At 47.5% G+C, this 20,695-nt stretch carries 18 protein-coding genes; 6 read left to right on the plus strand and 12 right to left on the minus strand.

Annotation, left to right across the window (positions count from 1 at the left end; all coding sequences use genetic code 11):
- Nucleotides 1–2: 2 nt before the first annotated feature.
- From BN1044_RS13835 to BN1044_RS13850, 4 genes are all read right to left on the minus strand, one after another.
- Nucleotides 3–533 (minus strand): HdeA/HdeB family chaperone, encoded by a 531-nt coding sequence (locus tag BN1044_RS13835; RefSeq protein WP_254663934.1) that lies wholly within the window; start codon nucleotides 531–533, stop codon nucleotides 3–5.
- A 181-nt stretch (nucleotides 534–714) separates the two neighbouring features.
- Nucleotides 715–1,449, minus strand: a complete 735-nt coding sequence (locus BN1044_RS13840; protein WP_072309199.1) for a LytR/AlgR family response regulator transcription factor — start codon at nucleotides 1,447–1,449, stop codon at nucleotides 715–717.
- Nucleotides 1,446–3,137, minus strand: a complete 1,692-nt coding sequence (locus tag BN1044_RS13845; protein ID WP_072309200.1) for a sensor histidine kinase — start codon at nucleotides 3,135–3,137, stop codon at nucleotides 1,446–1,448. The genes BN1044_RS13840 and BN1044_RS13845 overlap by 4 nt, the downstream gene beginning before the upstream one ends.
- 219 nt (nucleotides 3,138–3,356) lie before the next feature.
- A complete protein-coding gene (locus BN1044_RS13850) occupies nucleotides 3,357–3,731 on the minus strand; it encodes a MysB family protein (protein WP_072309201.1) in 375 nt (124 codons plus the stop codon).
- Nucleotides 3,732–3,860: 129 nt separating this feature from the next.
- Between BN1044_RS13850 and BN1044_RS13855 the strand changes: the two genes are divergently transcribed.
- The 3 genes from BN1044_RS13855 to mdoH all read left to right on the plus strand — a co-directional run bounded on the left by BN1044_RS13855 (nucleotide 3,861) and on the right by mdoH (nucleotide 8,780).
- Nucleotides 3,861–4,256: a DsrE family protein gene (locus tag BN1044_RS13855; protein WP_247650243.1), complete on the plus strand. Its 396-nt coding sequence runs from the start codon at nucleotides 3,861–3,863 to the stop codon at nucleotides 4,254–4,256.
- Between the two features lie 485 nt (nucleotides 4,257–4,741).
- Entirely contained in the window at nucleotides 4,742–6,238 is a 1,497-nt protein-coding gene (locus tag BN1044_RS13860) for a glucan biosynthesis protein G (protein WP_072309322.1), read from the plus strand.
- On the plus strand, nucleotides 6,231–8,780 hold the full coding sequence (gene mdoH, locus BN1044_RS13865) for a glucans biosynthesis glucosyltransferase MdoH (RefSeq protein ID WP_072309202.1): 2,550 nt from the start codon (nucleotides 6,231–6,233) through the stop codon (nucleotides 8,778–8,780). The genes BN1044_RS13860 and mdoH overlap by 8 nt, the downstream gene beginning before the upstream one ends.
- A 68-nt stretch (nucleotides 8,781–8,848) precedes the next feature.
- Here the strand turns inward: mdoH and BN1044_RS23120 are convergent, their stop codons facing one another.
- The 8 genes from BN1044_RS23120 to BN1044_RS13905 all read right to left on the minus strand — a co-directional run bounded on the left by BN1044_RS23120 (nucleotide 8,849) and on the right by BN1044_RS13905 (nucleotide 16,382).
- Entirely contained in the window at nucleotides 8,849–9,670 is an 822-nt protein-coding gene (locus tag BN1044_RS23120; protein WP_081329594.1) for a hypothetical protein, read from the minus strand.
- A 178-nt stretch (nucleotides 9,671–9,848) separates the two neighbouring features.
- Entirely contained in the window at nucleotides 9,849–10,247 is a 399-nt protein-coding gene (locus tag BN1044_RS13875) for a VOC family protein (protein ID WP_072309203.1), read from the minus strand.
- A gap of 137 nt (nucleotides 10,248–10,384) precedes the next feature.
- Nucleotides 10,385–11,152: a molybdopterin-synthase adenylyltransferase MoeB gene (gene moeB, locus BN1044_RS13880; RefSeq protein WP_072309204.1), complete on the minus strand. Its 768-nt coding sequence runs from the start codon at nucleotides 11,150–11,152 to the stop codon at nucleotides 10,385–10,387.
- Nucleotides 11,153–11,154: 2 nt separating this feature from the next.
- Entirely contained in the window at nucleotides 11,155–12,393 is a 1,239-nt protein-coding gene (gene moeA, locus BN1044_RS13885; protein ID WP_072309205.1) for a molybdopterin molybdotransferase MoeA, read from the minus strand.
- A gap of 214 nt (nucleotides 12,394–12,607) precedes the next feature.
- Nucleotides 12,608–13,450, minus strand: a complete 843-nt coding sequence (gene fghA, locus BN1044_RS13890; RefSeq protein WP_072309206.1) for an S-formylglutathione hydrolase — start codon at nucleotides 13,448–13,450, stop codon at nucleotides 12,608–12,610.
- 74 nt (nucleotides 13,451–13,524) lie between these two features.
- Nucleotides 13,525–14,649 (minus strand): S-(hydroxymethyl)glutathione dehydrogenase/class III alcohol dehydrogenase, encoded by a 1,125-nt coding sequence (locus BN1044_RS13895; protein WP_072309207.1) that lies wholly within the window; start codon nucleotides 14,647–14,649, stop codon nucleotides 13,525–13,527.
- Nucleotides 14,636–15,592: a putrescine utilization regulator PtrR gene (ptrR, locus tag BN1044_RS13900; RefSeq protein ID WP_072309208.1), complete on the minus strand. Its 957-nt coding sequence runs from the start codon at nucleotides 15,590–15,592 to the stop codon at nucleotides 14,636–14,638. The genes BN1044_RS13895 and ptrR overlap by 14 nt, the downstream gene beginning before the upstream one ends.
- 292 nt (nucleotides 15,593–15,884) lie before the next feature.
- Nucleotides 15,885–16,382 (minus strand): winged helix-turn-helix domain-containing protein, encoded by a 498-nt coding sequence (locus tag BN1044_RS13905; RefSeq protein WP_072309209.1) that lies wholly within the window; start codon nucleotides 16,380–16,382, stop codon nucleotides 15,885–15,887.
- 637 nt (nucleotides 16,383–17,019) lie between these two features.
- Here BN1044_RS13905 and BN1044_RS13910 point away from each other — a divergent pair.
- The 3 genes from BN1044_RS13910 to folE all read left to right on the plus strand — a co-directional run bounded on the left by BN1044_RS13910 (nucleotide 17,020) and on the right by folE (nucleotide 20,601).
- The gene (locus tag BN1044_RS13910) at nucleotides 17,020–17,553 is read left to right on the plus strand and encodes a lytic polysaccharide monooxygenase (protein WP_072309210.1); all 534 of its coding nucleotides are present in this window, start codon (nucleotides 17,020–17,022) and stop codon (nucleotides 17,551–17,553) included.
- Nucleotides 17,554–18,616: 1,063 nt separating this feature from the next.
- Nucleotides 18,617–19,777, plus strand: coding sequence for a YbfB/YjiJ family MFS transporter (locus BN1044_RS13915; RefSeq protein ID WP_072309211.1), 1,161 nt, complete (start codon nucleotides 18,617–18,619; stop codon nucleotides 19,775–19,777).
- Nucleotides 19,778–19,938: 161 nt separating this feature from the next.
- A complete protein-coding gene (folE, locus tag BN1044_RS13920) occupies nucleotides 19,939–20,601 on the plus strand; it encodes a GTP cyclohydrolase I FolE (RefSeq protein WP_072309212.1) in 663 nt (220 codons plus the stop codon).
- Nucleotides 20,602–20,695 lie beyond the last annotated feature (94 nt).

The raw sequence follows: 20,695 nt of genomic DNA on the forward strand, positions 1-20,695 counted from the left end.
CATTAAAAATGTTTTTTGACGTATTGCTCCATTTTACTCTTCAAATCAATAAGCTTGGTTGCTGGTGCCTTATTACACTCTTCAATTACCATCGGAGTGACAAACTCGTCAACCTGTTGCTCATCAACGTAATCGCCGCCTTTATAGTGGGTATCTAAATTGCTTACCCAAAATACAACCGGTGTTTGTGCCTGTGTATCAAGCGCCAAAAAATCTTCACAGGACATGTGAATGGGTGTGGTTTTAGATTCTTTGGATTTTGAACCGGTGGCGTTGGTTGTTGCGGCCGGAGCGTCTAACGTTAAGACTGCGTTGTTCTGCGCATTATTGCTTTGTGAATCACTGTTTTGAACCGATGCTGCGTAGGTGCAGGTGGTTGCCAGAAGCGTGGTTAAAAGCGCTATTGAAAAGGTTTTGTAATTCATCATCGCTATTCTCTCTTCGATCCAACAGAGCAAACCGCTCATAAATACATCATAAAAGTGCCATTTCCGTTGATATCTGTCATAACGAGCGGAAGTGTTTTGTAACACAAATAGTATATAGCACTTTGTGAAATGTTATATTTAGATATTAGCTCTATAAATATAGTTTTTTGGTCTGTTTGCTATGTGCTGATTAGTGCTTTTAACATGAGTTCGGTCGACAATGGATCTCGTGATGAGATCCATTGGTAGGGCGATTGACGAAAAATAGACTTGATTCTATTCGATGCTATAACCGCATGAGTTGGCGGAATGCTTTTATTTTTCCACGGCTTACTGGAACTTCAAACTCAAGATCGGTGAGGCGCAGTACGTAGGTGTTGTTAAACCACGGTACGATCTCTCGGATTTTAGACAGATTGACGCAGTACGAACGATGACAGCGGAAAAACTTCTCTTCAGGCAATCGGTTACAGAATTCAGTAATGTTCATAGGCATCACAAACTCTTCGCGGCGGGTATAGACTCGGGTGACCTTTTCATCCGCCGCGGCATAATAAATATCGTTGCACTCGGTGACGATGATGCGTTCGTCTTTTATCAGGTTAATGGTTTTAGGGGCCGGTCGCGCTACGGTGTTGTTGTTGGTTAACTCCTGCTCGCGCTGGTGGCTGGCCTCTAGTTTTTGCAACATGGTGATGATGCGTGACTCGTGATAGGGCTTAAGAATGTAATCAAAAGCCTCTAGCTCGAAGGCTTCTACCGCATGTTCTTTATAAGCGGTGATAAAAATAATCTGCGGCTTACGAGCGAATTTGCTGAGATTTTGTGCCAGCAGAACGCCGTCCAACGAAGGGATATTGATGTCGAGAAAAATAGCGTCCACTTCGTTATGCTGTAGGTATTTCAGCACATCCAGACCATCATCGAAGGTGCCCACAATCTGAATTTTGCTGTGAGTTCGGATCAGGTAGCTTAACTCTTCCTGCGCTAAAAACTCGTCTTCTACAATAATCGCTTTCATAGCGTATTAACCTCCTTGGGTTCTCGCACCGTGAGTTCGTTGTGCGTAGGAACGCTTGGGGTAATGTAAAAATAGATCTCGGTGCCGGGTTCAAGGCGGCGGATATGCAGACCATCGCCATACAGCAGCTTGACGCGCTGATGTACGTTGAGCAGGCCAATTTTATTATTTGGCATATCGCCGTGCGTCACCCGATCAATGGTTTCTTGGCTGATCCCGTTGCCGGTGTCTTTGATAGAGATCCTTATTCGGTTATCTTTCTTTTTAACCGCAATCGCTACCACGCCCTTGCCGCGACACGGCTGGATCCCGTGCACGATTGCGTTTTCAACTAACGGCTGAATAAGCAGGCTAGGAATAGTTAAATCGACGTCGTCGATGTCAAAAATAACCGTCAACTTACTGCCGAAACGCGCTTTTTCAATCGCCACATAATCCTGGATTTGGTGTAGCTCGCGCTTAATATCGATGTGCTCATCGTTGAGTTCTAGATTAAAGCGCAGATAGCTAGCCAAATTAATGATCAGCTGGCGCGCGGTATCTGGATTGGTGCGAATAGAGGAGGAAATCGCGTTGAGCGCATTAAAGAGGAAATGAGGGTTAATCTTGCTTTGCAGCGCGCGTAGTTCGGCTTTGTCTGCCATTTCGCGCAGCTGTTCAATGCGCGAAACTTCAATTTGCGTCGAGATAATCTGCGATAGGCCGACGGCCATCACCTTCAATGAATAGGTGATTTTGTGCGCGTGGCAGTAATAGATTTTTAGCGTACCGGTGACTTCGCCTTTTTCGCGCAGCGGGATGATAATTTGCGAATGGATCTGCGGCGTGCGATGAGCTTCATCGTTGTTATTTACCGTGATGTCACCGCGCTGAATCGTTTGGCGAGTGACATCGCTAATCAGCTCTTCGCCGATATTGTATTGATCTTCGCCCACGCCGACGTAGGCGAGAATATTTTCGGTGTTGGTGATGGCCACGGCATCGGCGTTGATATCTTCGCGGATGATCCGGCAAATAGTCATCAGCGACTCACTATTGATATTGCGGAAGTACGGCAGCGTTTTGTTGGCGATATCGAGAGCCAGTTTCGCCTGACGAGCCGCAATAACCTCTTTTTCATCTTCAACGCTTTGTACCAACAGCACGATCAAACCGATGCAGCCCGCGCCGAGGATCATCGGTAAACCGATGTGTTCAACGATATCGATCCCTAGTGGTTTAGAGTCGATAAAGACGATAATCAACACCATCGTCAGGCTTTCGCACAACATGCCCGCTAAGATACCCGCGCTCCAGCGTTTTTCTTTCGCCACGCGCTGATGGATCCACGCTGAAATAATCCCAGCAATAATGCTGCTGATTAAACATGGGATCGCGGTGACGCCATCCATATCGATCAAATAGCGATGTACGCCCGCGATGAGGCCGGTGGTGATCCCCACCCAAGGGCCAAAAAGTATCCCACCGGAAATAACCGCGATAATGCGTACGTTGATTAACGCCCCTTCAACGCTGATACCGTTATAGGTACTAAATAGGGCGAAGATGGTAAAAATCGCGGTGACGGCGGCGAGTTCAACCCGCGTATGCTGCTCTTTTTGCAGCAGTTGGCGGAACAGGCGAATGCGTGTCAGAAAAAAGATGCAGATCAGCATCAGAGCGGCGCGTTCAAACACCGCTAGCAGCATATTGAAGTTTTCTTGCAAAATATTATAAACCGAATAATTCAGGGTATTGATGTATGGCGATTATAGCCATAAAGCCCACGTGATGATAATCAACCTGGGCGGTGATACCGATTACCGTAATGAGAAGCGGGGAGGGCGCTCGCCTATAGGCGAAAATCAATCTATCGCAGATGCGCTCTGCGATAGCGGGGGAACTGTTTTGTCGATAGCAAAGCGGGGTTAATTTTGCTCTTCCCACTCGTCTGAGGCGGTTTCACCTTCTTCGGTGTCTAACGGCGGTTCGTACTGGAAGTCGTCTTCATCCCATTCGTAGAGCGTATTCTCAGTAATCCACTCTTCACGAATCTCTACTTCATCATAGTCATTATCAAAAATGGCCTGAGCCGCTTCGCCGTTAAAGAGCGGCACTCCATCTCCGCCTTCATCTTCGGTGGCGTGGAATTCAGCTAGCCACATGATTTCACCGTCTTGCATGACATATTTTTGCAAATTGAGCTGTGCGACCTGGGAGGCGTCATCGCTGTTTTCGTGATCGGCTAAATAGGCTTCGCGGGCGGCGTCGATAGCTTCATCTAAGGTTAGATACATGTCCATGATGTTTCTCGCTATTGGTGGTGGTTATGAAGTTTGAGTTCAAATATCAATTGTTGATAATTTCTGCAAAGGTGCAAGAAAACGGCAAGATTTTTTTGTGCACCCTGTTGGCAAGATATGTGCTCAATCATGACTTTGACTTCTCTGGCTGCTATGGTTCAAGCCTCTTTTACAGAAAAAATGATGACTAAAATGAAAGTTGTATTCCATGTTTCAGAATCAACGCACTGCATTCCAGCGTTTAACAGCGCAACGAATCTGTTGAAAGCGCGCAACGGCAAATATACCGATATTCATATTGTGTTTACCGGTTCAGCCATCAGCACGTTGATTGCTGACAGTGATGAGTCGCCAAATTGGGAGACGTTGCAGCAGGCCAACGTTATTTTACTGGCCTGCGAGAATGCGATGCGGGCGAATAGCATCACACTGGACCGGTTACTGATGGGGGTGAACTCAGTTTCTGCAGGAATATTGGCGCTGGTGGAACATCAGCAAGAAGGTTATTTTTACATCAAACCTTAGCGGATACTTCTATTCGGCGACGCGGATAAACGTTACGTCACTTAAGCAATCGTGTTTATATCGCTTTTACTTTCTTAATTAATGAATTGGTCAATCAGAATTGTGGATAAAAAAGCAGCTTTTTTCTATTAATGGCGGCGCTATGGCTGGCTGGTCTAAATTTATTCAGTGAAATTTTTATCTTGCACAATCAAGCCTTTATTAGGGATCTTCCTAAAAAACACTTAATGTAACATTTTGATTTTAAATGCTAATTTAATTCTGATTGACGTTGGGTATAATTAAATTCAATCCTATTGGGTTGCAACCCTTATTAGGTTGTTGTCGACGGGGTGAGTAATCAATTACTATGCTTCCAACAAACCAATTTATTACTGAGTTCTTCGTTTCGTAGAGCACCATCAGGGGGGTATGTGCTAACACATTTATTAACCACCCGGCCCAAGTTTCGCGCTTTAACAGGGCTGGCTGCATCAGTATTTCTGATGCTCGCAACAACACAGGCATGGGCGTTTTCGCTAGATGATGTTGCAAAAAAAGCACAATCTCTGGCAGGGGAGTCTTTCAAGGCACCTAAAAGCAATCTGCCTTCAGAGTTTCGTGAGATGAAGTTTGCTGACTATCAGCAAATCCAATTCAATCATGACAAACCCTATTGGAATAACCTTAAAACTCCATTCAAATTAGAGTTCTACCATCAGGGTATGTATTTCGATACGCCGGTTAAGATCAATGAAGTGACGGCAACATCGGTTCGTCAGATCAAATATAACCCAGACTACTTTAATTTTGGCTCAGTGAAACACGACCCAGAGGCCGTGAAAGATCTGGGCTTTGCGGGTTTCAAAGTGGTTTATCCGATCAATCAGGCGGGTAAAAACGATGAAATCATGAGCATGTTGGGCGCAAGCTATTTCCGCGTTGTGGGTAAAGGCCAAGTCTATGGTCTTTCTGCGCGTGGTTTGGCTATCGATACCGCACTGCCGTCTGGTGAGGAGTTCCCGCGCTTCCGCGAATTCTGGATTGAGCGCCCGAAAGCAAAAGATAAACACTTGGTGATTTACGCGCTGCTGGATTCTCCACGTGCGACTGGCGCATACCGCATGATTGTGACTCCGGGTACTGACACCGTGGTTGATGTGCAGTCTCGTGTTTACCTGCGCGATAAAGTGGGCGTGCTGGGCATGGCGCCGTTAACCAGCATGTATCTGTTTGGTTCAAACCAGCCATCTACTAACACTAATTATCGACCACAGCTGCACGACTCTGAAGGCCTGTCGATTCATGCAGGTAACGGCGAATGGATCTGGCGTCCACTGAACAATCCTAAACATCTGTCCGTGAGCACTTTCAGCGTTGAAAACCCGAAAGGTTTTGGCCTGCTGCAGCGTACTCGTGATTTCTCTCAGTACGAAGACCTAGACGATCGTTACGATCTGCGTCCGGGCGCTTGGGTTGAACCACGCGGTGTTTGGGGTAAAGGTAAAGTTCAGCTGGTGGAAATTCCAACCGCCGATGAAACCAACGATAACATCGTTGCATTCTGGATCCCGGCAAGCCTGCCAGACGTCGGAAAACCTATTAATCTGGATTACCGTCTACACTTCACTCGTGATGAAGCAAAATTGCATGACCCTGCGTTAGCGTGGGTTAAGCAGACTATGCGTTCTACCGGTGATGTGAAGCAGTCTAACCTGATTCGTGAGCCTGACGGCACAACTGCGCTGATTGTTGACTTTGTTGGTCCAGCACTGAAAGCGTTGACGCCTGATGCGCCTGTAACCACTCAGGTGACAACGGATGACAACACTAAACTGGTGCAGAACGATTTACGTTACAACCCGGTAACCGGCGGCTGGCGTCTGACGCTACGCTTCAACGTTATCGACAACAAAAAACCGGTTGAGATGCGCGCTTATCTCATTAAAGAAGATAAACCGCTGAGTGAAATCTGGAGCTATCAGTTACCTGCCAATGAATAAGTCTACTGAGAATGCCGATGCCTATCTAAAGGCATTGGCGATGAGCGCGGAGCAAGAAGCCGCGCTCAGGCAGCAAATGACCGCATCACAGGAAGTTTCTGTGGATGCGGTGCATAGGTCGCTGGCCTCAGACGATGTTCAACTGTCGGATTTAGAGGCGCTCGATGCGCCTCTTTGTTCAGTTGAATCACGTCTTGAAATGGGCTGGTCGGATACGCTGGAAGAAAAAGCATTGCTGACAAAAGATGCGGCAGGACGAACTGCGATCAAAGCAATGCCAACCATCAAACGTACGTCGATGTTTCCTGAAAAGTGGCGTACCAATCCGGTTGGCCGCATGTGGGATGGCCTACTAGGTAGAACGCAGCCGCCGAAACACCAGTTTAAAACCGCGGCAGAGGCCGAGGCTGATAAACGCTGGCGTAAAGTGGGCTCAATGCGCCGCTGGATTTTGCTGATCCTGATGCTAACCCAGACAGTGATTGCCACGTGGTACATGAAAACCATTCTGCCGTATCAAGGGTGGGAGTGGATCGATCCAGCCTCAATGCTGGAGAAACCGATCATGCAGTCGGTGATGGAGCTGCTGCCCTATGTTCTTCAGTTTGGAATATTAGTGCTGTTTGCCATTCTCTTCTGTTGGGTGTCGGCCGGGTTCTGGACGGCGCTGATGGGCTTCCTTCAGCTCTTGATTGGCCGCGATAAATACAGTATTTCGGCCACGACGGTCGGGGACGAAGCGCTCAATCCGAAGCATCGCACCGCACTTATCATGCCTATTTGTAACGAAGACGTATCCCGCGTATTTGCAGGGCTGCGTGCGACCTACGAATCGGTGGTGGCGACAGGACAAATCGAGCATTTTGACATCTTTGTGCTGAGCGACAGCTACGACCCTGATATTTGCGTAGCTGAGCAAAAAGCATGGATGGAGATTTGCAAAGAAGTCGGCGGTGAAGGGCGTATTTTCTATCGCCGTCGTCGTCGTCGTGTGAAACGCAAATCCGGTAACATCGATGACTTCTGTCGTCGTTGGGGCGGAGAATACAGCTACATGGTTATTCTTGATGCCGATAGCGTGATGAGCGGCGATTGCTTAACCAATTTGGTTCGTCTGATGGAAGCCAACCCAAGCGCGGGGATTATTCAATCTGCGCCGAAGGCAACCGGTATGGACACTATGTATGCGCGTATTCAGCAGTTTGCAACGCGTGTATACGGGCCATTATTTACCGCAGGTCTGCATTTCTGGCAGTTAGGTGAATCCCATTATTGGGGCCACAACGCCATTATTCGAGTGAAGCCGTTTATCGAACACTGTGCGTTGGCACCGTTGCCGGGCAGCGGTACCTTTGCTGGTTCCATTTTGTCACATGACTTTGTGGAAGCCGCATTGATGCGTCGTGCTGGTTGGGGGGTGTGGATTGCCTATGACCTGCCGGGTTCCTACGAGGAATTACCACCGAACCTGCTAGATGAGCTTAAGCGTGACCGTCGTTGGTGCCAGGGTAACCTGATGAACTTCCGCCTCTTCTTGGTGAAAGGGATGCACCCGGTTCACCGTGCGGTGTTCCTGACGGGCGTGATGTCGTATCTGTCGGCACCGCTATGGTTTATGTTCTTGGTGCTTTCAACGGCGCTGCAGGTGGTGCATACGCTGATGGAGCCACAGTACTTCCTGCAGCCGCGGCAGCTATTCCCTGTTTGGCCGCAGTGGCGTCCTGAACTGGCGATTGCGCTGTTCTCAACCACCTTGGTGCTGTTATTCCTGCCAAAACTGCTGTCAGTGGTGCTGATTTGGGCTAAGGGTGCGAAAGAGTACGGTGGTTCGTTCCGCCTGCTGATTTCTATGTTGCTGGAGATGTTGTTCTCCGTGCTGCTGGCACCGGTACGTATGATTTTCCATACCGTATTTGTGGTGAGCGCGTTCCTTGGCTGGTCAATCACTTGGCAGTCACCGCAGCGTGATGATGATGCGACGCCATGGAGTGAAGCTTTCCGTCGCCACGGTTCGCAGTGTTTACTCGGCCTTATCTGGGCGGGTGGCGTTGCGGTGCTGGATTTGCGTTTCCTCTGGTGGCTGTCACCGATCGTGGTGTCGTTGATCCTTTCGCCAGTGGTGTCGGTTATTACTAGCCGTCGCACGCTGGGCGTGAAGTGCAAACGTGCCAAGATCTTCTTGATCCCTGAAGAGTATTCTCCTCCGGTTGAGATGGTGGCGACCGAGCGTTACGTTGAGCTTAACAACAAGCGTGAACTCGATCATGGCTTCCTGCGTGCGGTGTTTGATCCTGCGTACAATGCACTGGCTACCGCGATGGCAACTTCTCGTCATCATGCGCATGCTGCAATTGCAAAAGCGCGTGAAGAGCGCGTAGAAAAAGCGTTGAGCACGGGGCCTCAGGAGCTTAGCCGAGACGAGCGTTTGGCGCTGCTGAGCGATCCTGTTACGTTGGCTCGTCTGCATCAGTTACTGTGGAGCACGCCAGAACGCTACCCACAGTGGACTCAGGCTTATCAGGCATTGAAGCCAGTGGCTTAACCGCTTAGCTGAGCTAAATGTAAAAAGGGTGTTTGCCGAAAAGCAAACACCCTTTTTTTATCTCGCGATTAAGGATGGGCTGCGCGGTGAGGCGGGTAGTACAAGATGTCTTGTTGCAGCATAAAGCGTGATGTGATGCTTTTAAGCTCGCCTTGGTAATCAAAGCTGATGATTTCCTGTTTCTCTGACAGTATACAGTTCCCGCTGTTATCCCATTTTTGGCACTCGGTGATATAGGTAACATGAGGCGTTTTGGTGATAGAGCTGAGATCCTTGCCGTTATCGGTAAAGGTTGAAAGGGTGTCATTGTCGTTTTTCACGACTTTCTCTAATCGTCCATCGGGACGATACAGATACATACCAAATCCAGGATTACGGCCAACGGCAACGTAGAAACGCACCTGATCGTCAGGCGTGTAAAAATAGTACTGATTAGTAATGCCGATAGTGTTGTCGCCAGCTTCAACTTCGGTCACCTTCACAATCCGGCCACGATCGTCCATTTTATAGGCGCTGATGAGCTGCGAAACATCTTGCTCATTGCTGGTTTGGACCATCACTACGCTGCGACTCATCCAACCAATATCATCCAGCATTAAGCGACTTTCCCAAACGGGGTTGGGACCGTAGCTTTGGCTGGCGGCCTCGATTTGTCCGTTACGAGCAAACTCGATGCTGATATCGCGCAGCGTATCTTGGCTCTCTGGACCGATAACGTATTGATGATAGCTTTTGGCTGGGCCAACGATATCGCCTTCCATCAAGATAATATTGTTGGAACGCACAATGTGAGAATTGCCAATAATCGGTGGAGCCGCTATCGCGCCAGACGGTAATAACACAACGGCGAGTAGCGTTGCAGCAGCGAGTAAAGTCTCTGGGGGCCGCATTCATGCTCCTTGTTGCGGTATGATTTAGCTAAATCGCGCCTAGAGAAAATCGTCGTCAGGCACAATTTATCGTGACTATCAGTGATGCAAACGTGTCTTAATTAATCATACACTAGGCTAGAAATAGAAGAGGGACTGAATGGGCTATGCGGTAGGAATTCACGGCCCTGAGCGATAATTATTGAGGCGTTGATAGTCGATTTGCGATTTCAATCAGATTGCCGTCTGGGTCGCGCAAATAAATAGAACTAATTTTCCCGGTGGCGCCGGTGCGGGTTACTGGCCCTTCAATAATCTCGACGCCGCAGCCAATCACCCATAAAACTACTTCCTGCAATGGCTGCGCCGTAATAAAGCAGAGATCGGCGCTGCCCGGCGTTGGATGTTTAGCATGTGGACGAAAAGGGGATTTAGCCGCGTGAAGATTGATTTTTTGCTCACCAAACGTGAGCGCCGTACGGCCTTCGCTGCCAAAGGTTTCAACGCCCATCCCCAGAACCTGCTGATAAAACTGTACGGATTTATCGATATTAGCAACGGTGAGGACTAAATGATCCAGCGCGGAGAGTTTAAGCATGGGCAGGCGGCTCCAAAAAATGATGCGAATATGAGTGAAAACGATATCGAAGAATAAAACGTTATTCAGCCACCATAACGTTTTACTCTGATGTTATTCAACATTTACGCAACAGATAGGAGCACAGACCAGATCGGTTATGCGTGACCGCACACTTCGCAGGCAGGGTTTTTAGGTAGCGTCATCGAACGCCACTGAGAGCTCATGGCGTCGTACATCATCAGCCGCCCACGGGGAACCGTGCCGAAATGAGCCAATAGCTTAATGGCTTCCATCGCCTGCGTAGCCCCAATAATCCCGACCAATGGCGACATTACACCCGCTTCCACACAGGTGAGGGCGTTAGCACCAAATAAGCGGCTTAAACAACGATAGCAAGGCTCATCGTCTTGATAGGTAAATACGCTGACTTGCCCTTCCATGCGGATAGCGGCACCGGATACCAACGGCTTATGCAAATTGAAGCACAAGCGATTAAGACGATCGCGAATCTCCACGTTATCCGTACAGTCGAGAACCACGTCAGCCTGTGCGATAAGCGCGGTGAGACCGCTATCCTCTAGCACGGCATCAACGATGTTTATCTGCGTATGAGGGTTAATCTCTTGGAGCGACAAACGTGCCGACTCGACTTTTGGCATCCCGATTCGTGCATCGCGGTGCAAGATTTGGCGCTGCAAGTTAGAAAGAGATACCGTATCGAAGTCGACAAGCGTCAGGGTACCCACGCCAGCCGCCGCCAGATATTGGCTTGCAGGGCAGCCTAAACCACCCAAGCCAATAATTAGCGCATGCGATGCTTTTAGCTTTTCCTGCCCGTCGAAATCAAAACCGCGCAGCACGATCTGGCGGTTATATCGCATCATCTCAGCATCGCTAAGCTCTTCGGGGATCTCTTTGCTCATGCTTAAAATCTCAGCAGCGGATTAAATAGTTCGACATCGACTAGCTCACCGGCTTTGACCGAGCCGCGCTCGCGCTCTAAAACAATGAAAGCATTGCCGAGGGTAAATGAGCTAAAGACGTGTGAACCCTGATGTCCGGTGGTGCGCACCTCTAGCTCGCCCTGAGCATTTGCGCTGACGATGCCACGCTGGAAATCTAAACGACCCGGTGATTTTTTCAGCGGAGTTATCGCCTTGGCTTTTAAGCGCGCCGGTGGCTGCCAGTGGGTATCGCCAGAAAGATGCGCAATCAGCGGTTGCACCAGCTGATAGAACGTCACTACGGCTGAAACAGGGTTGCCCGGCAGGCCGCAGAACAGTGCGCGATTAAGTTGGCCAAAAGCGAAAGGTTTACCCGGCTTCATGGCCAGTTTCCAGAAACTGATTTTTCCGACTTCATCTAAAATTTGTTTGGTGAAATCGGCTTCGCCAACGGAAACACCACCGCTGCTAATCAATAAATCAGCATGCAGATCGCCCGCTTTGAAGGCCTCGCGCAGCGCCTGTGGATCGTCGCGGATAATGCCGAGATCGATAATCTCGCAGTGCATTTGCTCAAGCATTAAACGCACAGCAAAGCGGTTAGTGTCGTAAATCTGGCCATCTTGCAGTGGGGTTCCCACCGGCTGTAATTCGTCGCCGGTTGAAAACAGAGCGACTTTCAGCTTACGTACAACCTTAATTTGAGCAATACCCAAAGATGCCAATAGAGGAAGTTCGGCGGTGCCTAAACGTACGCCGGCAGCTAATACTTCAGCGCCTTGGCGAATATCTTCCCCGGCCAAACGGATATTTTGCCCCTGCACTGGCATCGCTGTAAAACGCACGCCTTGTTCGCTGAGTTCAGCCTGCTCTTGCATGATAACCGCATCGGCTCCAGCCGGTACGGGCGCGCCTGTCATAATACGAATGACGCTGCCTGCTGGCCATTCACCGCTGAACGGGCTGCCTGCAAATGCTTTGCCAGCGACAGGAAGCACGGCGTCTGGCGTGATGTCTTGCAAACGAACGGCGTATCCGTCCATCGCCGAGTTAGCAAACGGAGGAACATTTAACGGAGAAATAACGGGAAGCGCGGTGATACGGCCAGCGGCATCGGTCAGCGCCACGTCTTCAACATCGGAAATGGCTGATGTTTGTGAAAGCAGTTTTTCCAGCGCTTGCTCAATAGAAATCAAATCAGAGGTGTTGTAACAATCCATCGGTTGGCTCCGTGCAGGGTTCCCGACAGCCGATCTCAGCTCAGGAGGGAATAAATAATGCGGCTATTATGGCAGAAATCGAAGAAGGGGAGAACGCTCGCGTAGCCCGCTTATAGTCCGCGTAGGTAGGTTCAGAAGGATATATCGATAGTCATCATTAAAAATGGCCGCAGGTGCGGCCATGAAATTCAGCGTGAATGAAATCTCACCCACATTACGCTAAGCCAAGGTGTTCGGCATGGAAGCGTAGATGATCTTCAATAAACGTCGCGATAGTAAAGTAGCTATGGTCATAGCCCGGTTGGATCCGTAATCGGAGCGACCATTCGTGCTGACGAGCTAATTCGGCAAGTTTGGCGGGTTGTAATTGATCCGCTAAAAACTGATCGTCATCACCCTGATCGATGAGGATCGGGAACGTTGGCTTTTGCTGCGCAATCAGACAACAGCTGTCATAGCGCTGCCAAAGAGACCGATCGTCGCCCAGGTAGGCCGCGAAGGCTTTTCGCCCCCAAGGTACCTGCGTTGGGTTAACGATAGGCGCAAAGGCAGACACCGACGAATACTGATGTGGATTACGTAATGCCAACGTCAGAGCGCCATGTCCGCCCATCGAGTGACCGCTGATGGACTGTTTATCACTGACGTTGAAATGTTCGCGAATAAGCGCTGGCAATTCCTGCGTGATGTAATCATCCATTCGATAATGGCTATTCCACGGCGCCTGCGTGGCGTTGAGATAAAAACCAGCCCCTTGTCCCAGATCGTAACCCGCATCGTTAGGCACTTCATCGCCGCGCGGGCTGGTATCTGGGATCACTAATGCTAAACCTAGCTCAGACGCAATGCGCTGTGCGCCCGCCTTAGTGGAGAAATTTTCGTCATTGCAGGTTAAGCCTGACAGCCAATACAGTACCGGCGGCGGTGCGTCGTCGGCTGTGGGAGGCAAATAGATGCTAAATGTCATTAGACAGTTGAGTGCATCAGATGCGTGGCGATAGCGTTGCTGCCAGCCATTAAACAGACGATGCTCTTCTAACAGTTCCAGTGAATCCACGACGTTCTCCTATCCGAGATAATGGGCGTAAGCATCGCGCCCATTATTTTGGGTATATCCGTTATTCGCTTTGACTAGCGGTCAAAGTGAATGACGGTACGAATCGACTTACCTTCATGCATAAGATCAAAGGCTTGGTTAATGTCATCCAAGCTCATGGTGTGGGTAATGAAATCGTTGAGGGCAAACTCGCCGTCCATATAGCGCTGTACGATATCCGGCAACTGAGTGCGGCCTTTAACGCCGCCGAATGCGGAACCGCGCCATACGCGACCGGTCACCAGTTGGAATGGACGGGTCGAGATCTCTTCGCCCGCGCCCGCAACGCCGATAATAACCGACTCGCCCCAACCTTTATGGCAGCATTCAAGCGCAGAGCGCATTACGTCTACGTTGCCGATACACTCAAAGGAGAAATCGACGCCGCCATCGGTCAGTTCGACGATAACTTGCTGAATTGGTTTATCGTAATCTTTTGGATTAATGACGTCGGTTGCACCTAACTTGCGAGCCAGTTCAAATTTGTCCGTGTTGATATCGACACCGATGATACGTCCCGCGCCTGCCATTTTGGCACCAATGATGGCAGACAGACCGATACCGCCCAGACCAAAGATCGCCACGCTGTCGCCAGGCTTAACTTTAGCGGTGTTGACGACGGCGCCCATACCGGTAGTTACGCCGCAGCCCAGTAAACAAACTTCTTCCAGCGGAGCTTCCTTGCTGATTTTAGCCAAGGAAATTTCTGGCACAACGGTGTATTCAGAGAACGTCGATGTGCCCATATAGTGGAAAATTGGCTTGCCGTCTTTGGAGAAACGCGTTGTGCCGTCTGGCATCAAGCCTTTGCCCTGAGTTTCACGAATGGCTTGGCACAGATTGGTTTTGCCTGACAGGCAGAACTTACATTTGCCACATTCCGGCGTATAGAGCGGGATCACATGATCGCCCACGGCGACGGTGGTCACGCCTTCGCCCACGGCCTCAACGATGCCCGCACCTTCATGGCCTAAGATCGCAGGGAACACGCCTTCCGGGTCTTTCCCTGATAGGGTATAGGCGTCTGTGTGGCACACTCCGCTGGCGACAATGCGAACCAAAACCTCGCCTTTTTGAGGCGGCATCAAATCAACTTCTTCGATGGTTAATGGCTGATTTGGCCCCCAAGCGACGGCGGCGCGAGTTTTAATCATTTGCATGGTGTGCTCCTGGTTCTTTTTGATGTAAGACGATGGCGTGCTCTGACGCGGGAATATCAATAGTCACTGACTGTTCTGCTACGCGCTCTTGCTCAATGATTTGCATTTTAAGCGCACGAATATTGGGATTAAACGCATCGCGTCGCCAGATAAGCCATGTGGCAGTTTGAGCGATATCATCAGGCAATGCGTGTACGGCCACTCGTTCATGACCGGGTAAAAGAGATAGAACCGAGCGTGGGATCATCGCAATACCGGCACCGCTGGCGGCGCAGGCCAACATGGCGTGGTAAGACTGAATTTCCATAATTGCACCGGGTACGGCGCCATCTTGCTGAAACCACGACTCAAAGCGCAGGCGATACGAGCAGCTAGGCCGAAAGGCAAACAGCGTTTGATTGGCGGCGTCTTTAGCGCGCGTAATCGGTGGGTGTTCAAGGCTGGAAATAACGACCATCTCTTCACGAAAAGCGATACAGCCGTTCAACTCATCATGATTGAGCGGACCGTCGACTAATCCTGCGGTAAGCGTTCCCGCACGCACTTTCTCCGTAATCTCCCCCGAAGTCCCCGTCACCAACGAGAGTGCCACCTGAGGATAACGTTGGTGATAGGCCGCCAATAACGTCGGTAAACGCGTTGCAGCGGTGCTTTCCATTGAGCCTAACGCAAAGCTCCCCGCCGGTTCTCCGGCATGGGTGATGCTCATTGCTTCATCGCTGAGCGCCAGAATTCGCTTGGCATAGTTGAGAAAGTTATGCCCCATCGGTGAAAGGCGTAAGCGCTGTTTTTCTCGAATGAACAGATCGGTGCCCAGCTCTTGCTCTAGCTGACGTAAACGGGTGGTCAGGTTAGAAGGAACGCGATGAAGTAGCTCCGCTGCGCGAGCAACCGAGCCAGTTTCAGCTACGCTACAGAACATGCGGAGTTGGGTAAGATCCATACTCATTCTCTTAACGTGAATAATTTTATATAAAATATTCACTTTTCATGATGCTTTTGCAAGCAGAGTTTGTATGAAATCAACTTTATTGACGTTGCAGGGGGGTGACAAACCCAGCTGATAGCGGATATGACAATATAAGATTAAAAGTGTAATGGTGCGGAAGATGGTGATCATGTACACGGTATCGTTGGGGCTTATAAAACACATTTCGTAAATCTAGTTATGATAAAGATAGTTATTAGGTGTTGGCTGTTTTTTTCTTATTGTATTTTAAATAATAAAATAGTTATCAAAGTAAAGAAAAATAATGGCTTATGACGGTAATGAATAAAACGATATTAAAATAGCATATAAACCTTATATCGTACTGTTGTTGCATGATATTTATTATTAATTCGCTTCTATTATAACCATGCTTTTCCTCTGAAGAGGGGAGCAACAGCTGTATATCTTCCTGTTTTCCCATGGCTATGTCTTTACAGGAGGTAAGCGAAAAACGATATCCCTTATTTCTTATTGTTAATATGGTGTTTTTTAACCCACAAATAGCAAGTGCTCGTCTAACTCTATGAATTAATTGTGATAAATTATCTATATACTCGTGGTTTTCAGCATCGTCAGGCCATAGCTCAGCAATAACCTCTTCCTTCGTTAATATTTTATCAGCATGTTTAATCAAGAGTTTTAGCAGCATGATTTCCATATAAGATAAATGAATATAGCTATCTTCATAGCATATACATTGATTGCTAAGATCAATGTGGCATCTTTCGTTTAGCATTAACATAATCTACCTCTCAGGTATAGAACACGTAAAATAGATGCTTGTTATGGCATTGGGTATTATTTTTTTGAACTTTCATGATTTGTCTCTTTCTGTGAATGTACTAAAAATCTTACTTTATTTATTGTGAATATCTCAAGTGAATTGTCACATAATAATTTATATTTTGTTTATACATACATGCAAAAGATCATTAGCAGTAAAATATTCACTCGTGTTATTGATAATGTTAAAATAACGATATCACTATGATAATAGACAAAAAATATTCTTTACAGGAGACGTGATTAATTAATTTTTTGGCTATTTCTGCGTGGATACAGCTGCAACAACATCCCCCTCTAATATCCATATGTTTAGTGTGTGAATGTGGGCGTCAGGTAATGATGCATGATTAACGAAAAATTCATGTATTTAATTTTAAAATTATGTTTATTTAAATATCTTTGGTAGTGAATTATTTAATTAAAATAAAATTATTAATATTTTAAAAATATTAATATTGAAGCGTTAAGTTGTTTTTAAATTTTAATATATTAAATTTTATTTTTCTTGGTGTGTTTTTATTGTTAACTGGGGTTGTGCGAAATAATTCTATTTTTCACATCAAATAAGTTACTCAGTTAATAAGGAAAAAAATATGAACAAGAAATTACACGCGTTAATTTCAACTTCAGTGCTGGCTGCCGGTATTATGCTGTATTGCCAAGGTTCTTATGCTCATGGGTATGTGACTTCTCCACCAAGTCGAGCCTATCAGTGCCAACAAGGTGTTAATCATGATTGTGGCTCAGTCCAATATGAACCACAAAGTATTGAAGGACAGGGGCAATTTCCTTCTGGCGGACCTGCTGATGGTCACTTGGCTAGTGGCGGTAAAGACAACTTTGGCGACTTAGATAGTCAAAGCCCAACCCGTTGGGTAAAAACCTCAATTAAAAGCGGGGATAATACGTTTGTATGGAATCTAACCGCACAGCATAAAACCTCAAGCTGGAAATATTATCTAACCAAGCCAGGCTGGAATAATGCGAAGCCACTGACACGTGCTGATTTCAATCTCAAGCCGTTTTGTCAGTTTAATGATAATGGTGCCATGCCTGATCAGACTGTGACCCATAAGTGTACTATTCCAACAGGTAATACGGGCTATCAGGTTATTCTGGCTGTTTGAAATATTGAAGATACTACCAATGCATTTTATCAAGCAATTGATGTAAACATTACTGATTAATTATAACTCTACTTAAAGTGATTCGATTTGTGTATTTTTTAGAGGCTGCTAATCTGCCTCTAAGAATTGAGTAATATAATTGTCATATTTCAAGTTGTATTTTTGTTGCCTGTATTTTTACAGTCGAATCACTTATTTGAATTAATATTATAGGGATGTGGTCGCTTTTCGCTTCAATGTGAATTGAATTATTTGGCGCATAAACGCTAACGGTACCGCCATGAAATATGGAAGAAATAATATTTTTATTTTAAATAGGATACTATTATGTCGAAGATTATTACTCCCTATGTTGATGTTACCGTGAATGCTGTGTGGGATGACAGCCTCTGAGTTTTACGCTAGAACGGCCATTGCCCCCATGATTGGCCTAAATGGTGATACCAATGCGATTTTCTCATTAGCCGATGCTAAAACCCTATCCAACTTTGTAAAGTAAATGGTATGAGCTTTATTGGCATGTGGTCATTCAATCGTGATGACCCTTCCTGTTATGATTATGTTGATCTATTCACTAGCGGTAACCCTAATCAAAAGCCTCTGGTGACTACACCAGAGTTTTTTCTTCAGCGTTAAAATAACGGATAATGAAAATAAGGTTATCCAACCAGCGCTATTAAAAACAGCCATCAAAATATGAATAAATAGCGATGGGATTTACTTTTTAGCCTTATTACATGCTGCGCATTTACAATCGTGCGTACCGTTGTAAGGCTATTTTTATTCGGACAATGATGAAGCCATCTAACATTTTACCTAGAGCGCCTCAACTTAAAATATCTCATCTTCCAAAAAATTCTTATCTATCTTGATTGAACCAACTGAGCCAGTTTCAACTACGCTACAGAGCATGCGGAGTTGGTTAAGATTCATAATTATTCTCTTATCGTGAATAACTTAATTATAATTATTCACTTTTTGAGACTTGCTTGACAAGGCAATATAGCAACAAATTATTTAACAATTACCTATCATCAAGCGTGATAGGGATGGAAATCCTGCAATGGCAGTGCGTATCGCATTAAGCGGTTTTTTAGCCTTGGTCGTGGCAATGGGAATCGGGCGGTTTGCTTTCACGCCCCAAGTTCCATTGATGATTGCGGAGCATCAGTTTTCACTGACAGGGGCGGGCCTAGTGGCTGCGCTTAACTATCTGGGCTATTTGGCCGGTGCTTTTGATGCCATGCGTGCGAGCAGACAGGTTGAACGGCGGCTACAGCTTGGGCTCTGGGGAGCGGTGTTTTTAACTCTGCTTTCAGCTTGCGTAAGCGGTTTTTGGTGGCATAGCTTAATTCGTTTTATGGTTGGCTGGGCGAGCGGATGGGCAATGGTGTTGGTGGCCGCATGGACGAATGAACGTTTGGCTCATTTCGGAAAACCAAATCTTGCTGCCGCGGTGTTTGCCGGCCCCGGCGCCGGTATTTTTATCAGTGGAATGCTATCGGTCGGAATTAGCGCGCTCAATCTCGATGCGGCTCAGGCGTGGCTGGTTTATGGTGTGTTAGCGCTGGTGCTCATCGGTTTTATCGCCCGTTTCTTACCAAGAGCAGGGGAGCTGCATCGCCCTGACGTGCCTGCTCAGCCTTTAGTATTAACGCCAGCACTTAAACGACTTGTGTGGAGCTACAGTCTGGCTGGATTCGGCTATATTTTACCGGCGACGTTTTTATCACAAATGGCTCATGCACGTTTTCCCGATAGCCTATTTGCCCAGTTTGTTTGGCCAGTATTTGGCTTTGCCGCCGTGGTGGGGATTGGTTTGGGGATTTTGACGCGTCGCTGGCTGCTGACTCAGCAACGCTTAGCGATCGTACTGTGGATCCAAGCATTAGGCATTTTGTTCACGGAAACGATCCCTGGAGTCAGTGGGTTGGTATTAGGAGCATTACTGACCGGCGGCGGATTCTTATGCGTAGTTCAACTTTCGCTGCAATATGGCCGTGAGTTGGCTCCTTCGCACATTCGTTATATGGCAGGGTTGCTGACCACGGGTTACGCCGTTGGCCAATTAGTGGGCCCTATGCTTTCGGCTATTTCAACGGCGCTAACTCATCGTTTAGAGCCTGCGCTGTATATTGCTGCAATAGGTTTACTCGTTGCGGGTGGCTTGGTTTTTCGCACCCAGCCCGTGCGCAGACCACAAACAGAGCGCACTGATGGATAACCGCACACTTTATATGCATTAAACAAATGACGGTTTTTCATGTATAGCTGAAAGAGTATCACTGGATAAAGCGTTCGCACTCCACTAAAGTGATGACAAAATTCTGATGTGATCACCATCAAATTGTGCTCAGAATTAAGATTACCTGCAGGAGAGAATTGATGTCATCGCTAAGTAAAGAAGCAGTTTTGGTTCATACGGCGCTAGAAGCTCGCGGCCTAGAAACTCCCCTGCGAGGGGAAGTGTTAGATCGTGAAACACGTAAACAGCGCATCAAAGAGCACATGACGGAAATCATGCAGTTGCTCAATCTTGATTTGTCTGACGATAGCTTGGCGGAAACGCCACACCGTATTGCCAAAATGTACGTTGATGAGATTTTCTCTGGCTTAGACTACGCGAATTTTCCCAAGATAACCGTCATTGAAAATAAGATGAAGGTTGATGAGATGGTCACGGTGCGGGATATCACGTTAACCAGCACCTGTGAGCACCATTTTGTGACCATCGATGGCAAAGCGACGGTGGCCTATATTCCTAAAGAGTGCGTTATTGGCCTGTCGAAGATTAATCGCATCGTGCAATTCTTTGCGCAGCGCCCGCAGGTACAAGAGCGTTTGACGCAGCAAATTTTGGTGGCGTTACAAACTCTGTTGGGAACCAATAACGTTGCGGTATCTATTGATGCCACCCATTATTGTGTGAAAGCACGCGGTGTGCGTGATGCGACCAGTGCGACGACCACAACTTCGCTCGGTGGGCTGTTTAAATCGAGCCAGAATACCCGTCAGGAGTTTTTGCGCGCGGTACGCCATCACGGCTAATTGAGTGGGAATAATCGGGTGATTGACTCGAAGTGATACAGCGCCGGCCATGTGCCGGCGTTTTTGTCTATACCCGTCATACTTCAAGCTGCTC

Origin of the sequence: Hafnia alvei (assembly GCF_900095695.1) — a bacterium.
Lineage (GTDB): Bacteria > Pseudomonadota > Gammaproteobacteria > Enterobacterales > Enterobacteriaceae > Hafnia > Hafnia alvei_B.

Coding starts and splice junctions, on each gene's coding strand:
- ptrR (WP_072309208.1), bottom strand. CDS start 15,592: ATGGATCTTACCCAACTCCGCATGTTCTGTAGCGTAGCTGAAACTGGC.
- BN1044_RS13845 (WP_072309200.1), bottom strand. CDS start 3,137: ATGCTGCTAGCGGTGTTTGAACGCGCCGCTCTGATGCTGATCTGCATC.
- folE (WP_072309212.1), top strand. CDS start 19,939: ATGTCATCGCTAAGTAAAGAAGCAGTTTTGGTTCATACGGCGCTAGAA.
- BN1044_RS13860 (WP_072309322.1), top strand. CDS start 4,742: ATGCTCGCAACAACACAGGCATGGGCGTTTTCGCTAGATGATGTTGCA.
- BN1044_RS13905 (WP_072309209.1), bottom strand. CDS start 16,382: ATGTTAATGCTAAACGAAAGATGCCACATTGATCTTAGCAATCAATGT.
- mdoH (WP_072309202.1), top strand. CDS start 6,231: ATGAATAAGTCTACTGAGAATGCCGATGCCTATCTAAAGGCATTGGCG.
- BN1044_RS13875 (WP_072309203.1), bottom strand. CDS start 10,247: ATGCTTAAACTCTCCGCGCTGGATCATTTAGTCCTCACCGTTGCTAAT.
- moeB (WP_072309204.1), bottom strand. CDS start 11,152: ATGAGCAAAGAGATCCCCGAAGAGCTTAGCGATGCTGAGATGATGCGA.
- BN1044_RS13850 (WP_072309201.1), bottom strand. CDS start 3,731: ATGGACATGTATCTAACCTTAGATGAAGCTATCGACGCCGCCCGCGAA.
- BN1044_RS13915 (WP_072309211.1), top strand. CDS start 18,617: ATGGCAGTGCGTATCGCATTAAGCGGTTTTTTAGCCTTGGTCGTGGCA.
- BN1044_RS13855 (WP_247650243.1), top strand. CDS start 3,861: ATGACTTTGACTTCTCTGGCTGCTATGGTTCAAGCCTCTTTTACAGAA.
- BN1044_RS23120 (WP_081329594.1), bottom strand. CDS start 9,670: ATGCGGCCCCCAGAGACTTTACTCGCTGCTGCAACGCTACTCGCCGTT.
- BN1044_RS13840 (WP_072309199.1), bottom strand. CDS start 1,449: ATGAAAGCGATTATTGTAGAAGACGAGTTTTTAGCGCAGGAAGAGTTA.
- BN1044_RS13910 (WP_072309210.1), top strand. CDS start 17,020: ATGAACAAGAAATTACACGCGTTAATTTCAACTTCAGTGCTGGCTGCC.
- BN1044_RS13895 (WP_072309207.1), bottom strand. CDS start 14,649: ATGCAAATGATTAAAACTCGCGCCGCCGTCGCTTGGGGGCCAAATCAG.
- moeA (WP_072309205.1), bottom strand. CDS start 12,393: ATGGATTGTTACAACACCTCTGATTTGATTTCTATTGAGCAAGCGCTG.